This window comes from Synergistaceae bacterium DZ-S4, assembly GCA_025943965.1.
GTDB classification, from domain to species: domain Bacteria; phylum Synergistota; class Synergistia; order Synergistales; family Synergistaceae; genus Caenicola; species Caenicola nitritireducens.
Genome location: JAPCWD010000013.1, coordinates 26,083 through 40,399, shown reverse-complemented (window position 1 = coordinate 40,399; position 14,317 = coordinate 26,083). Strand labels below are relative to the sequence as shown.

Sequence of the window (14,317 nt, the reverse complement as noted above, 5' to 3'; positions counted from 1 at the left end):
TAAAATGATTTCGTTTGGGAACGGGGGCCTTTGCTGGGCGTCCCCAAAAGTTTGGGAGGCTGACTGATTTGTGGAGCAAGGATATTGGCATAGATCTTGGTACTGCTACTGTAATTGTATTTATTAAGGGAAAGGGAGTCGTCCTGAGGGAGCCCTCTGTGGTCGCCCTTGACCAGAATTCAGGCAAGATCCTTTCTGTAGGTGAGGATGCCAAAGTTATGATAGGAAGGACTCCCGAGAACGTAGTTGCCATACGTCCGCTTCGTGACGGAGTAATTGCAGACTACACCATGACGGAGGTAATGCTGAGGGAGTTCATAAAAAAAGTCACGTCCGGCATCGAGAGAATAGTCAGGCATAGGGTCATGATAGGAGTGCCCGCGGGTGCGACCGATGTTGAAAGACGGGCCGTCCTTGAAGCTGCCCTTGAAGTGGGTGCCAAGGAGGCGTATCTTATTGAGGAACCGATGGCGGCGGCGATAGGTGCCAATATGCCTGTAGGCGAGCCTGTCGGGAACATGGTGGTGGACGTAGGAGGGGGAACGACCGACATCGCGATCGCCTCGCTCGGCGGACTTGTCGTCTTTGAATCGCTGAGAGTCGGGGGAGACAAGTTTGATGAGGCGATCATCCGGTACATGAGGCGCCAGTACAATCTGGCGATCGGAGAGCAGACGGCGGAAGACCTTAAGAAGACCATCGGCTCATGTACGGAGAGAAATCCGGATAAGACCATGGAGATCCGGGGAAGGGATCTTGTTCAGGGGCTCCCGAGGCAGATCACGGTATCAAGCTCAGATGTTGTGAGGGCCATAGAAGAACCGGTGGGAACGATAATCTCCGGCATTAAAAGGGTCCTCGAAAAAACACCGCCCGAACTTGCGGCCGACGTTATAGACAGGGGGATAATCCTGACAGGCGGAGGCGCATACCTTAATGGGCTTGACCAGCTGATCATGGAGGAGACGGAAATAAATGCCGTAGTTGCCGAATCAGCCTCCGAGTGTGTAGCTCTCGGGACCGGCATAGCTCTTGAATCCCTTGACAAACTGAAGGAGACCGGAGCGATCTACTCTGCGACCCGCCGCGGTTACAAGGGAAGATGACCCGGTTCCATCCGTCAAAAGAAACTAAAGGAACACTATGATTCAATTATTTTAGAAAACAAATATGACCAAAATATACGCCGGAGTCAAATGCAGATCCGGCATTATATTTAGAATTATCAAATCAATTTATGATCAACAATAGATCAAAATTTATTTCAATACTTATTTATATATATTTGTTCGCAATTGTCTCAAATAAATCAAGAATAATTTCAATAATTTTTTAAAATTTTTTGATTTTTTTGATAAAAGAGTAATTTACCCCCTTTAAACATTGTGGATATTGAAATAAATTGTGTATTGTATTCTGGAAATATAGTCTTGATATAAGCAAAGCGGAACATTAAACTTATAACATCAGCCTGTAGCAATAATGAACTAATTATGATACACGGTACAAAAATCTAAGGAGGTAGTGCAAATGACAGCAAAATTTTCAGTAGAGCCCAAGGATGTTTTTAAGACAATTGAAAGCCTTTTGCTCAGAGACGGTTTCGATATCGTTATCGATATGGAAAGATCCAAAGGCAGCCATATCCATGATTCGGCCAGCGGGGCCGACTGGCTTGACTTCTATACCTTCTTTGCGTCATCGCCCTTCGGAATGAACCACCCCAAGCTTGAGACACCCGAATTCAAGGAAAAGATCTTCCGCGCAGCCATCAACAAAGTGGCGAACTCCGACATATATACTCAGGAAATGGCCGAGTTCATAAAGATGTTCGGAGAGGTGGCAGTCCCCGACGGTTTCAAACACACATTCTTTATCGACTATGGTACGCTGGCTGTCGAGAACACCTTCAAGGTGGCAATGGACTGGAAGGTCAGCAAGCTGCTTGCCGCCGGAAAGGTCACAAAGGGAGATGCGTACGACGGCAAGGTCGGGACAAAGATCATGCACTTCAACGAAGCATTCCACGGCCGCAGCGGATACACGCTTTCCGTTACCAACACCAATGACCCCAACAAACACCAGCGTTTTGCCAAGTTCACGGATTGGCCGCGCGTTCTCAACCCCAAGATCACATTCCCGCTCGAAGACCACATCGGAGAGGTCGAATGGCTCGAAGCTCAGTCGCTGAAACAGATCAAGCATGCGATAGCCAACGACCCCAACGGCATAGCCGCGATCATCATCGAGACTATCCAGGGCGAGGGCGGCGACAACCACTTCCGCACCGAATACTACCAGCAGCTCCGCCAGATCTGCGACGAGTCAGACATAATGCTGATATTTGACGAAGTCCAGTGCGGAATGGGCATCACGGGAAAGATGTGGGCATGGGAACATCACGCACCCGTAAAACCCGACATCTTCTCGTTCGGCAAGAAGGCCCAGGTCTGCGGACTGGTCGCAGGACCGAGGGTAGATGAAGTCGAGAAGAACTGCTTCACGGTATCAAGCCGGATCAACTCAACATGGGGCGGAAACACCGTGGACATGGTCCGCGCAGCGAAGTACCTTGAGATCTACCGCGAAGAGAAGGTCCTCGACTATGTGAGCAACGTCGCCGGCCCGGCCCTTCTTAAGGGACTCCACGAACTCCAGGCCGAGTTCCCCGAGTTCATCAGGAACGTCAGAGGCAAAGGACTGATGTGCGCATACGATATCTGCTCGCCCGAACTCCGCGACAAGTTCCTCAAGGAATGCCACGCAAACAGGATGCTCATCCTCGGCTGCGGCAGCAACACAGTCCGCTTCCGTCCGGCACTCAATGTTCCGATCGCAGACCTCGAAAAGGGCATCGAGATATCACGCAAGGCAGCAAAGGCCGTTTTCAAGAAGTAAAAAACAAACCCATCACGGGGAGTCGCTTTTAATGAAACTGGTCCGGCATCAGCCGGACCAGTTTCATGTTCTGAGATTTATGCATTATTATTGAAAAACAGGTAAAATTATCCTGCTATAATGTCAGTGGTCGTGTTATTTTTATAAAGTGTTTTGAGAAATTGTCGGGCAGGGGAGAGAAGCCGTTGTTTGAACTCTTCAGAGAGATAAACTGGAGCCTTCTTGGAACACTGGCAGTCGTCAGTGCACTTGTTGCGTGGGCCGGTGATATTATCGGGATGAAGCTGGGCAAAAAAAGGGTCACCTTTTTGAAGCTCCGCCCCAAATATACGTCGAGGATAATCTCCGTGATCACCGGTATCGGCATCGCACTCTTCACCCTCTTTGTGATAAGCGTGGCCTCGGAACCTGTCAGAACAGCCCTTTTCAGCATGAACTATGTCCAGAACCAGATCACAAGCCTTACGGCCGAACTGCAGCAGAACAGGGCCAACCTCCAGGGCATGGAGCTGGAGCTTTTCAGGAGCAAGGGAGATGTAATAGAAAAGCAGGAAGAGCTCAACTCCCTTGAACAGAAGCTTGCCGCAGGAACGAAAAACCTGAAGGAGGCAAGGGCAGAGCTTGAGAAAATGACTGCGATAAAGGAAAAGACAGAAGAAGAGCAAAAGGTCCTTCTTGAAGAAAAGACCGCACTTGAACAGGAGACGAGAAAGCTGGAGTCGTCTGTCGCATCGCTGAAAAACGAAGCGGAACGGCTCAAAGCAGACATACAGCGTCTAAGGGAGGGCAGGATCGCCGCACTGACGGGGGAAAAGCTTGCACAGGGCGTCATCAGCGGACCCGATCTGACTCCACATCAGCTTGATCAGGCAGTCGAAAGGCTGGTTGAAGAGACCCGTGCTCTCCTTGCATATCGTTTCGGAACAAAGCCCGAAGCGATAAAAAAGCCGCTTGTCGATAAAAATTCGGTCGACCGGGCAAAGTCCGTACTCTCAAAGACCCCCGGACGCTGGCTCCTGAGGCTCACAGCCCTTTCCAACGCAGTAGAGGGAGAGCCTGTGATGGCTGAACTGGAGACATACAATACAAAGCGCATTTTTGCTTCGGGGGATATGCTGGCGGAAAAGATCATAAATAAGGGGTCCTCCAGGGAAGAGGCCGAAGAGATGCTTTTTCTGATGCTCAGGGACGTAAACCTTAGGGCAGCAAGAGACGGTGTACTCAGGGATCCGCTCAGCGGCAACGTAGGCTCGATCGATACGGCAGAGTTCATGCAGACCATTGAAGACGTTACCGGCGCCAGGTCCGATGTCAGGCTCAGGATATATGCCGCCGGGGACATTTACACTGAAGGTCCCGTAAAGATAAGATTTGAATTAAAATAAGGCCGGTTTTCAAGAGGATCGCGTTCATTTTCATATTGCCTGCGGAAGGCCCTTCTCTTCAGCACCGTAGTGAACAAGCGGAATATTCAGGTTCGTTGGCCTGATGGAAAGAGGTTTGCCCAATGCTGATAGTGGCTTGTCAAAAATGCGGTGAAGTAAAGGTCCTTGCAGGATCGCCCGGGCCGGACGGGATCGCCCGTGCAGTATGGACCTGCTCCAAATGCGGTGCGGGGCAGGTCATGGAACTGACCATCAGCAAGGATGCAAGACGCGGAGATCTTCGGAAGATAATCGGAGGGCTGGCGCTTGCGGGCCGCCTTCCCGAAAAGCAGGGACAGTGTGACGAAAACGGGGGTCCCTGTGAATTTGATCAGGAAGAGACAGAGGATGACCTTGATGAGACAAAGTATCGGCTCTAATGACAGTTTTTGCCCCGGGTACTATTTCTATGACAGCAAACTTGCCATAACGCCGGAAGAGCTCCAGGATCTTTACAGGTTTACCAGATGGGGCAGAAGCCGTTCGCTTGAGCAGATCCAGAAGATGCTCGACGGAACGAGCATGTGTTTTTCCGTGAGGTATAACGGCAAACTGGTCGCTTTCTGCCGTATAATAACAGACTTCGTATTCAGGGGATCGCTCTGGGATATCCTCGTCCACCCCGACCACCAGGGAAAGGGGCTTGGCTCGAGCCTCTTAAGGTATGCGCTGACCCATCCGGCGATAAGGCCGGTCCCCGTAATAGTAACTTATACAAGCGAACTTATAGAGTTTATGTGCAAACTGGGATTTGAGGCCAGGGACGGTCTGCTTATCCTCCAGCGCAGGCCGATCGAGTATTCGTAAAATATACTCTCACGGTACCGGCCGTACAGCACTGTTCAAAAAGAGCATCAGGCAATAAAATCTTCTGAAAGCATGCCGGTCCCCGGCTGCAAATATAATACGGAGGTGTTTGTGAAATGAGCAAAGAAAGGTATCTTATCACGTCAGAGTCAGTGACGGAAGGACACCCTGACAAACTCGCAGATCAAATATCAGACGCTATCCTTGACGCGATCCTCAAAGAGGACCCTATGGGAAGAGTCGCATGTGAGACGCTTGTCAGCACCGGACTTGTCGTAATAGCGGGAGAGATCACAACGAACTGCTATGTCGACATTCCAAAGATCACGAGGGAAACAGTTAAGGAAGTCGGCTACACGAGGGCGAAGTATGGCTTCGACGGTGACACCTGCGCTGTAATAACTGCGATAGACGAACAGTCTTCGGATATCAGCCAGGGGGTGGACAAGGCCCTCGAAGCAAGGGAGCTCTCCGACGATGAGATAGACAAGGTCGGCGCAGGAGACCAGGGACTTATGGTCGGCTATGCGTGCGACGAAACGGAGGAGCTCATGCCCATGCCGATCTCGCTGGCCCACAGGCTGGCAAGGAAGCTGGCCGAAGTAAGGAAGAACAAGACGATACCGTATCTCCGTCCGGACGGGAAAGCCCAGGTCACGGTCGAATATATCGACGGCAAACCTGCCCGTGTAGACACTATAGTAATAAGCACACAGCACCACCCTGCAGTCGACCAGAGACAGATAGCGGAAGACGTGGAGAAGTACGTCATCGCACCGGTGATCCCCGGATCACTGATAGAGAAGAAACCAAGGATGCTTATCAACCCGACGGGCCGTTTCGTGATGGGAGGACCTCAGGCTGACAGCGGACTTACGGGCAGGAAGATAATAGTCGACACGTACGGGGGAGCCGTCCCGCACGGAGGGGGAGCCTTCTCAGGGAAGGACCCTACAAAAGTTGACCGCTCAGGGGCCTATATGGCCAGATACGTGGCCAAAAATGTAGTTGCGGCGGGACTCGCTTCCGCGTGCCAGATCCAGGTCGCCTATGCCATAGGAGTTGCCAAACCGGTATCCATAATGGTCGAAACTTTCGGGACAGGTGCCGTCTCAGACGAAAAGATAACGGAACTCATAAGAGAACACTTTGATTTCCGCCCTGCGGCGATAATAAGGGATCTCGACCTGCGCAAGCCCTGCTACAAGAGGATCGCTGCCTACGGCCACATGGGGCGTGTCGACCTTGACCCCATTCCCACATGGGAACGCACCGACAAGGCGGATATACTCAGAAAAGCAGCCGGCCTCTAGTTTATTGCACCTTGACATGTTTGAAAGAACACCGCAGGATCCTCGGAAAGACATATCTGCAGCCTCCCCGCGGTGTTCTTTTTTCAAGGCTGAAGTCCCCGGAAGCATAAACGCATTTTTTCATTTTGTATGGCCTCAGAGGTGTCCCGTATGCGGCAAGATAGGAGTTTCGTGCTGTGACAGGTGTTTGCGGTCCGCAGCATCTCCGTTGCCGCCGTTTTGCGCCAAATGCGGCGCACCGTTCGGAGCCGGGTGCTGCTCGGGGTCGGTACCTTGCTATGCGCTTTCGCTCCACGAGGGGATATCCCGTGATCTTCTGCTGGATCTGAAATACAAAAATGTCCGCTCTCTGGGCATACCGATGGGCAGGCTGATGGGCGAGACATTCAGTGCGGTCCGGACCGACATGCTTATACCGATACCCCTGCACAGGTCCGGCAGAAGGGAATACAATCAATCGCTGCTCCTTGCTGAGGGTGTCTCCCTGGTATGGGGCATACCCGCTGAAGGCAGAATGCTCATCTGGAGAAAAAACGTCGATTCCCAGGCGGGAAAGACCGGACCTTCAAGAAATATGATGGCCCCTGATGCTATGGAGGCGTCAAAGAGCCTGGATGGGATGTCAGTCGTTCTGGTCGATGATGTATATACTACAGGCAACACCATGCGTGCAGCCATATCGGCAGTCGAAAGGTCCGGCGGGACTGTATCCTCTGTTCTGGTGTGGTCCGGGAGGGTCCCGTCGCAGGAAAATGAAGCCGCGTGGAAAGACATCGGCATCCAGACCGGCCGCGGGGCAGGCGGGTCAGAATGACATCGATAAGGTCAGGCGCAGTGATCTCTTTGGGCAACGGGGAGGGTGAGCCATGTTGAAGAGGATAGGAGTCCTGACGAGCGGGGGAGATTCTCCCGGAATGAACGCGGCCATCAGGGCGGTGACCCGCACCGCTCTTTACAGCGGGCTGGACGTTGTAGGCATAAGGAGGGGGTACGAAGGCCTCCTTGAGGGAGATCTTGTTCCTATGACAAGGAGTTCAGTCGGAGGCATCCTTCTGCACGGCGGGACTATCCTGAGGACCGCGAGATGTCCGGAGTTTTTACGCCCGGAAGGTGTGAATGCCGGAGCGTCAAAACTGAAGGAAAATGATATCGATGCCCTTATCGTGATAGGCGGCGACGGTTCTTTCCGGGGGGCGCACGAGCTCCATGAAAGGGGCGTCACGACCGTAGGGATACCGGCGACGATAGATAATGACATGGCGGGCACCGACTGCACTGTCGGCTTTGATACAGCCTGCAATACAGCGCTTGAGTGCATCAGCAAGCTTCGGGATACGGCTTCCAGCCATGACAGGATGTTTATAGTCGAAGTGATGGGCCGGAACGCCGGATTTCTCGCTTTGGAGACCGGTGTGGCCTGCGGTGCTGAATCTGTCCTTGTCCCTGAGATAGCTCCCGACCTTGATGCCATATGTAAAAAACTGAGCTACGCAAAGGAGAGGGGCAAGACGCACTCCCTCATCGTCCTCGCAGAGGGCGTAATGTCCGCTTCAGAGCTCGCGGCAAAACTGAGGGGGCAGGGAAGCTATGATCCCAGGATAGTAGTCCTCGGACACCTTCAAAGAGGAGGAGCTCCATCATGCTTCGATACGGTCCTTGCTTCGAGGCTTGGAGCCGCAGCCGTGGAACTGCTTATAAAGGGCGAAAGAGGGAAGATGGTGGGAAGGATCAACGGCAACATCGTATCCTCTGAGATCAGGACGGCCTGGGAAACGAAAAGAGATCTGGATCCGGACATGATCAGGCTTGTTGAGACATTAAGCATATAGTGAGATGAAGATGGACGGATACAGACTGCCTTCGGAATTTGCCGAAGAACTGGTGAAAATGGTAGCTGCGGACAGGGGAAAAAGGGGAATATCCTCCTTGTGCCGCAAGGTATATTGGCAGAAGGCCGCGGAAGGCCTTGCCGATGTGTCGCGGGCAGCTGTGGTTTCAGGTTTTTTTGTCCCCTCAGCCGGTGCTCCCGAGACAGACGGTCCGGGGGGAGCCGTGATCCTGGCCAGGGCCTTAAGGAAACATGGCGCCGAAACAGAGATATGGACAGACGCCCTCTGTCTTGAGGCATTGAAGGCATGCGCTTCCGCGGCCGGATTCCCTGAAGAGAAGGTATTTGCGGCAGACCGGTTCGACATGCTTGATTCTTTTGCTCCGGATGCGGTCATATTCACTGAGCGTCTCGGACGCGCGGCTGACGGCAAATTTTACAACATGAGGAGCGAGGACATCTCAGCCTGGACCCCTTCCCTTGACTGGTTCTCCGTATTGTGTTCAAGAAAAGGGATCTTCACGGTAGGCATAGGCGACGGAGGAAATGAGGTCGGGATGGGAAATTTCATGTCCGATATATGTGACATAAGGCCGGATTTCAGAAAGTGCCTTTCCGTGATCCGTACAGATGTCGCGATCCCGGCGGACGTAAGCAACTGGGGCTGTTATGCTCTCAGCACTGCACTTTCACATATATGGGGCTACTGGTGCGGCCCCTGCAGGCGCGATGAACGTTCCATGCTCGAAGCCCTTATCGGAAAAAACGCCGTTGACGGCATAAGCAAGAGGCCGGAACTTACTGTGGACGGCTTTGGGATCGAGGCGAACGAAGCAGTCATTGCCGGATTATACGAAATATGGAATAAATTCCGCTCCTGATTTTTTGAATTTTTGGATTCTCATGGTAGAATGTCAGGTTAGAGATTGGTGGTCTTGCATGGATAGAATCAATACAGAAAGATCAGCAAAGAGGCCGCTTGTCCTTCTCGGTTTCAGTGTAATTCTCCTGCTCTTGCTGGTGACATGGAGCTTAAAAGCCGGTCCTTTTTCGAGTTTTTTCAAGGTCGAAGACGCAGTGATCTGTCAGGAACTCGGAGAGAACCGCGAGCCTCTGTTGATCGGCAACAGCATCCCCTACGGTCCAAGTCAGATCTGTTTATGGCTGAAGTATTCCTCTGCGCGCGAAGGCAGCCATCTGGAGGTTTCATGGTATTACGGGAATGAAATGGTCCTGTCGGAACCCCTCAAGCTTATGAGCAAAAACGGAGTGAGGACCTTTTATCTCCTCAGGGAAGAGGGGACCCCTCTCCCGGTGGGATCATACAGAGTAACTGTTTCGACCCCTGCAAAAGTATGGTCGGACATCAAGTTCGAAATAGTAAGAAGAAAATGAAACCAGACCGGGAGGTCATAAAAGTTGCCGAGAAAAAAGAGTGAAACCACAGAGGAACCAAAGAAAAAAGCTGCAAAGACCGTAAGCGATCCATCTGCCAAAAAAGTCAAGGCAAAGGCTGAACAGGCCGAAGCTGAAACAACAGCAGTCAGAGAAGTCCCCGCAACAGAAGAGGCATCCGTTTACGCCGCCCCATCGACGGCCCCCGCACCGGCTGCTCAGACCGCCGCTGAAAATGTCCCTGTCCAGGAGGCGGAAAAAGAACAAAACGGCAACGGCAACGGAAGGCTTCACAAACATACGCACCCCAAACTCGGATTCAACTTTCTGGCACAGCAGACCCTTGCTGAACTGAGAAAAATTGCTAAAGAGATCGGTGTGACTTCCATATCGGCAAGGCGCAAGGACGACCTTATCGTCGATATACTCAAGACCCAGGCGGAGACGATGGGGTACAGGTTCAACGGAGGTACCCTGGAGTGCCTGCCGGAAGGCTACGGTTTCCTAAGGCCTTCGGGACTGCTCCCCAGCAGCAATGACATATATGTGTCAGCCTCTCAGATACGCAGGTTCGGGCTGAGGAACGGGGATGTGGTGTGGGGGATCATCCGCCCGCCCAAGGAACAGGAGCACTATGAAGCTCTGCTCAGAGTGGAGAATGTAAATTTTACAGACCCCGAAGCAGCAAGAAAAAGACCTCAGTTTGAATCACTCACACCAATTTTCCCCGATGAAAAATTGAATCTCGAGACGGACAGAAAAATAATTTCTACCCGCATGGTGGATCTTTTTGCCCCGATAGGCAAGGGCCAGAGAGCTCTGATAGTCTCCCCGCCTAAAGCAGGAAAGACGACTCTGCTCAAAAACCTTGCCAATGCGATCACGACCAACCATCCTGAAGTTATCCTTATGGTACTCCTTATAGACGAAAGGCCTGAAGAAGTTACAGACATGGCCCGTTCCGTTGACGGGGAGATAATTGCATCGACCTTTGACCGTCCCGCCGAGGAGCATATGCGGGTCGCCGCGCTGGCGCTGGAGAAGGCAAAGAGGCTTGTCGAGGTGTCCAAGGATGTGGTGCTCCTGCTCGACTCGATCACAAGGCTGGCAAGGGCCTCCAACCTTATAGTGCCTCCCTCCGGCAGGACCCTCTCGGGAGGGATGGACCCCGCCGCGCTCTACTTCCCCAAAAAGTTTTTCGGCGCGGCCAGGAATATTGAATTTGGCGGAAGCCTGACTATAATAGGAACATCGCTGGTCGAGACAGGCAGCAGGATGGATGACGTAATATACGAAGAATTCAAGGGGACAGGCAACATGGAAGTCCATCTATCGCGCAAGATATCTGAGCAGCGCATTTTCCCTGCCCTGGATATCACCAAATCAGGGACCAGGAAAGAGGAGCTTCTCGTTTCCGAAGAGGATCTGCAGAAGATCTGGGCACTGAGAAGAAAGATCACGAACATGGATGAGGCTGAAGTTTTGAATCTTATTCTGGATAAATTGCGCAACACGGTGAATAATCGTGAATTTCTTGCTACAATAAAGGCAGGCTGAGCTTTCTCCAGATCTGCGGCCTTGCGATGATCGATACGTGTGGAGTGACCGGATGATGTCAAAGTTTGACCTGGACGGTGCAAAAAAGAAAAAAACCTTATACTTTGGTCTGTTTATCATTGCGGCTCTGTCGGCTTCTGTCGTACTGTCCGCAATGGCAGCAGAGAGAGCGGGCATGTACTGGATAGGCATGGACCTTCCCGAAATATCTGAAAAAACTGTCGACAACAGAGGTTTTTTGATGGTAGATGTCTCCGATCTCTCAGCGGTCAGCTCTCCTGCAGAACCGTCCGGACCGGAAACAGAAGTTATCCCCATAGGCATCGGCCCCCTCCCAAGCGTTCCCAGCCTTACAACAGAAGAACTTAAACTTTACGGAGTGCTCTCCAGAGGAGACGGCCTTATCCTCAGCGAGGACAAGGAAGCACTTATCGGTGATATATGCTGGCAGGAAGTGATCCTTGACCAGGGAGACACTGTCGACTCCGTAGCGAAAGAATACGGGGTCAGCGCTGAGGACATCAGGCATGCCAACGGACTGAAGCTTAACGAGAAGCCCAGTTACACAGATATCCTTTACGTACCAGACAGCCGGGATGCTGTGAAAGCGACGCTCGCTTATGTGAACAAACTAAAAAAATATGAGGCGGACCTCGAGAAACAGGGCAAACCGCTTTCGCTCACCCAATATGCAGTGCAGCCGGGAGACTCCCTCTGGTCAATAGCCAATAAATTTGACCTTGACCTCGACACTATCATAGGCTCCAACAAGATATCAAACATAAACTACCTCAAGCTCGGTACAGTGCTGAGGATACCAAACCAGGACGGTATATTCGTTAAAGTGAACAAAAACGACACTGTCGCAAAACTTGCCGATAAACACGGTTCCTACAAACAGGCAGTTTTTGCCGCAAACCTCCTAAAGGAAGATGCGGATCTGAGGGCGGGCACTGAAATATTCCTGCCCGGAGCAAAGGTCGCGGCTGTAACGGCATCTGCCCCGGGAAGAGCCTCAAGGACTTCATACGCCAAAGTTTCCGCATCATCTTCCAGGATGTTCAGATGGCCTGTTATGGGTAAGATATCCAGTGTATTCGGATGGCGCAGAAGTCCGTTCGGGCGCAGGAGGGTCTTCCACTCAGGACTTGATATAAGAGCGCCAAGGGGCAGCGGCATAGTTGCGGCTGGTGAAGGAAGAGTAGTGTACTCCGGCTGGATGGGAGGATATGGAAAGACGATAGTGATCTCTCACCCCGGAGGACTTTCCACCCTGTACGGACACTGCAGCAGCCTTCTTGTCAGGAACGGAGCATCTGTAAAGGCAGGGCAGCTTATTGCAAGGGTCGGGAGTACGGGAAGGTCTACCGGGAACCACCTCCATTTTGAGGTGCGAAGGAACGGAACTCCAATGAACCCACTGAGATACTTAAGGTAATTTCACTGCGAGACCGAAACATTAAAGGGGCGTTATAGATGACAAAGTTTATTTTTGTTACAGGCGGCGTCGTTTCTTCTTTGGGTAAAGGAATAACTGCCGCATCTCTTGGCGTTTTGCTTAAAAGAAGAGGTTACAGGGTAAGCATCTTAAAGATGGACCCCTATATCAATGTAGATGCGGGAGCGATGAGCCCGTTCCAGCACGGGGAGGTCTTCGTAACGTGGGACGGAGCTGAGACCGACCTCGACCTCGGACATTATGAACGTTTCATCGACGAGGCCATTACAGGCGAAAACAGCTGTACGACCGGAAAGGTATATTCCGCGGTGATCCAGAGGGAAAGAAGCGGAGGATACAACGGCGCGACGGTACAGGTCATACCTCATATCACCAATGAGATCCAGGACAGGATATTGAAAGTTGCCGAGGACAAGGATGTCGTCATAGCCGAAATTGGCGGCACAGTGGGAGACATAGAAGGCCTTCCGTACCTTGAAGCTATCAGGCAGCTCGCGGGAAGGATAGGAAGGGAGAATATCCTTTACTGTCATGTCACGCTTGTGCCTTACATAGCAGCATCCGGAGAGCTCAAGACTAAACCCACCCAGCACAGCGTCAACGAACTGAGGCGAATAGGCATCCAGCCTGACCTCATCGTCTGCCGTTCGCAGTACCCTGTCGGCAGGGACCTCAGAGACAAGATCGGCCTTTTCTGCAGTGTCATGCCCGACTGTGTCTTTGAGGCCATTGACGCCGACTCCATTTACCGTATACCGGCCATCCTCCATAAACAGGATTTTGACACGATGGCCCTCAGAAAACTGGGGCTCGATACCTCTGTTCAGCCTGATATGGAAGACTGGAACACCTTCCTTGAGAAATATGACCATCTGAAGGGAGAAGTTACGGTCGCCCTTGTCGGCAAATACACGGAGATAAAGGATGCCTATCTGAGCGTGAACGAAGCGATCGCTCATGCGGGGATAGCCAACGGAGTAAAGGTCTGCGTAATGCCTGTCGAAGCGGAGGACCTCGAAAACGGTCCTCCGGAAGAGATACTTTCAAAGGCAGACGCGATCCTGGTCCCGGGTGGATTCGGCCAGAGGGGAGTAGAGGGAAAGATCGGTGCGGCAAAATATGCCAGGGAGAACAAAGTCCCCTACTTCGGCCTTTGTCTGGGTATGCAGGTGGCGGTGATCGAATTTGCAAGAAACGTCCTGGGACTCAACAGAGCAAACAGCCTTGAGATGGACGAAATGACCCCCCACCCCGTCATCCACTACATGGAGGGACAGAAAAACATCTCTGACATAGGGGGGACCTCAAGGCTCGGAGCCTATCCGTGCGAACTCAGGAAAGGTACTATGGCCCATTTCATTTACGGAGCGGACACGATCAGTGAAAGGCACAGGCACCGGTTTGAATTCAACAATCAGTATATGGAGCTCTTTGAAAAGGCCGGTATGGTAGTTGCAGGTGTCTGTCCCACAGGCGGACAGGTAGAGATAATGGAAAATACCGGACATCCATGGATGCTGGGAGTGCAGTTCCATCCGGAGTTCCTCTCACGGCCGGTGCGCCCCCATCCTCTCTTCTTAAACTTTATTGCCGCGGCAATTAAAAATTCTAAAGTGAAAAATTGAAAGGAGGAAAC

General features: G+C 51.9%; 13 protein-coding genes. All 13 read left to right on the top strand.

Annotation, left to right across the window (positions count from 1 at the left end; all coding sequences use genetic code 11):
* The first annotated feature begins 68 nt into the window (after positions 1-68).
* The 13 genes from OLM33_08540 (at position 69) to OLM33_08480 (ending at position 14,306) form a co-directional block, all read left to right on the top strand.
* On the top strand, positions 69-1,106 hold the full coding sequence (locus OLM33_08540) for a rod shape-determining protein (GenBank protein MCW1713703.1): 1,038 nt from the start codon (positions 69-71) through the stop codon (positions 1,104-1,106).
* A 424-nt stretch (positions 1,107-1,530) separates the two neighbouring features.
* Positions 1,531-2,898 (top strand): L-lysine 6-transaminase, encoded by a 1,368-nt coding sequence (gene lat, locus OLM33_08535; GenBank protein MCW1713702.1) that lies wholly within the window; start codon positions 1,531-1,533, stop codon positions 2,896-2,898.
* A gap of 185 nt (positions 2,899-3,083) precedes the next feature.
* On the top strand, positions 3,084-4,283 hold the full coding sequence (locus OLM33_08530) for a DUF3084 domain-containing protein (protein MCW1713701.1): 1,200 nt from the start codon (positions 3,084-3,086) through the stop codon (positions 4,281-4,283).
* A 122-nt stretch (positions 4,284-4,405) separates the two neighbouring features.
* Entirely contained in the window at positions 4,406-4,702 is a 297-nt protein-coding gene (locus OLM33_08525) for an alcohol dehydrogenase (GenBank protein MCW1713700.1), read from the top strand.
* Entirely contained in the window at positions 4,680-5,129 is a 450-nt protein-coding gene (locus OLM33_08520; protein MCW1713699.1) for a GNAT family N-acetyltransferase, read from the top strand. Before OLM33_08525 ends, OLM33_08520 begins: the two co-directional genes overlap by 23 nt.
* Before the next feature lie 116 nt (positions 5,130-5,245).
* Positions 5,246-6,442, top strand: coding sequence for a methionine adenosyltransferase (metK, locus tag OLM33_08515; protein ID MCW1713698.1), 1,197 nt, complete (start codon positions 5,246-5,248; stop codon positions 6,440-6,442).
* 16 nt (positions 6,443-6,458) lie between these two features.
* Complete coding sequence (locus OLM33_08510) at positions 6,459-7,256, top strand: phosphoribosyltransferase family protein (GenBank protein MCW1713697.1); 798 nt, start codon at positions 6,459-6,461, stop codon at positions 7,254-7,256.
* A 55-nt stretch (positions 7,257-7,311) separates the two neighbouring features.
* Positions 7,312-8,271 carry a 6-phosphofructokinase gene (pfkA, locus tag OLM33_08505; GenBank protein ID MCW1713696.1) on the top strand — a complete coding sequence of 320 codons (960 nt, stop codon included), beginning with the start codon at positions 7,312-7,314 and terminating at the stop codon, positions 8,269-8,271.
* A 10-nt stretch (positions 8,272-8,281) separates the two neighbouring features.
* Positions 8,282-9,151, top strand: coding sequence for a DUF4392 domain-containing protein (locus tag OLM33_08500; protein ID MCW1713695.1), 870 nt, complete (start codon positions 8,282-8,284; stop codon positions 9,149-9,151).
* A 58-nt stretch (positions 9,152-9,209) separates the two neighbouring features.
* The gene (locus OLM33_08495) at positions 9,210-9,665 is read left to right on the top strand and encodes a hypothetical protein (GenBank protein ID MCW1713694.1); all 456 of its coding nucleotides are present in this window, start codon (positions 9,210-9,212) and stop codon (positions 9,663-9,665) included.
* Positions 9,666-9,992: 327 nt separating this feature from the next.
* Positions 9,993-11,222 (top strand): transcription termination factor Rho, encoded by a 1,230-nt coding sequence (rho, locus tag OLM33_08490; GenBank protein MCW1713693.1) that lies wholly within the window; start codon positions 9,993-9,995, stop codon positions 11,220-11,222.
* 55 nt (positions 11,223-11,277) lie between these two features.
* The gene (locus OLM33_08485; GenBank protein MCW1713692.1) at positions 11,278-12,660 is read left to right on the top strand and encodes a peptidoglycan DD-metalloendopeptidase family protein; all 1,383 of its coding nucleotides are present in this window, start codon (positions 11,278-11,280) and stop codon (positions 12,658-12,660) included.
* Positions 12,661-12,698: 38 nt separating this feature from the next.
* Positions 12,699-14,306: a CTP synthase gene (locus tag OLM33_08480; protein ID MCW1713691.1), complete on the top strand. Its 1,608-nt coding sequence runs from the start codon at positions 12,699-12,701 to the stop codon at positions 14,304-14,306.
* Positions 14,307-14,317: the final 11 nt, after the last annotated feature.

Coding starts and splice junctions, on each gene's coding strand:
- OLM33_08500 (MCW1713695.1), top strand. CDS start 8,282: ATGGACGGATACAGACTGCCTTCGGAATTTGCCGAAGAACTGGTGAAA.
- OLM33_08525 (MCW1713700.1), top strand. CDS start 4,406: ATGCTGATAGTGGCTTGTCAAAAATGCGGTGAAGTAAAGGTCCTTGCA.
- OLM33_08520 (MCW1713699.1), top strand. CDS start 4,680: ATGAGACAAAGTATCGGCTCTAATGACAGTTTTTGCCCCGGGTACTAT.
- OLM33_08485 (MCW1713692.1), top strand. CDS start 11,278: ATGTCAAAGTTTGACCTGGACGGTGCAAAAAAGAAAAAAACCTTATAC.
- OLM33_08495 (MCW1713694.1), top strand. CDS start 9,210: ATGGATAGAATCAATACAGAAAGATCAGCAAAGAGGCCGCTTGTCCTT.
- metK (MCW1713698.1), top strand. CDS start 5,246: ATGAGCAAAGAAAGGTATCTTATCACGTCAGAGTCAGTGACGGAAGGA.
- lat (MCW1713702.1), top strand. CDS start 1,531: ATGACAGCAAAATTTTCAGTAGAGCCCAAGGATGTTTTTAAGACAATT.
- OLM33_08480 (MCW1713691.1), top strand. CDS start 12,699: ATGACAAAGTTTATTTTTGTTACAGGCGGCGTCGTTTCTTCTTTGGGT.
- OLM33_08510 (MCW1713697.1), top strand. CDS start 6,459: ATGTTTGAAAGAACACCGCAGGATCCTCGGAAAGACATATCTGCAGCC.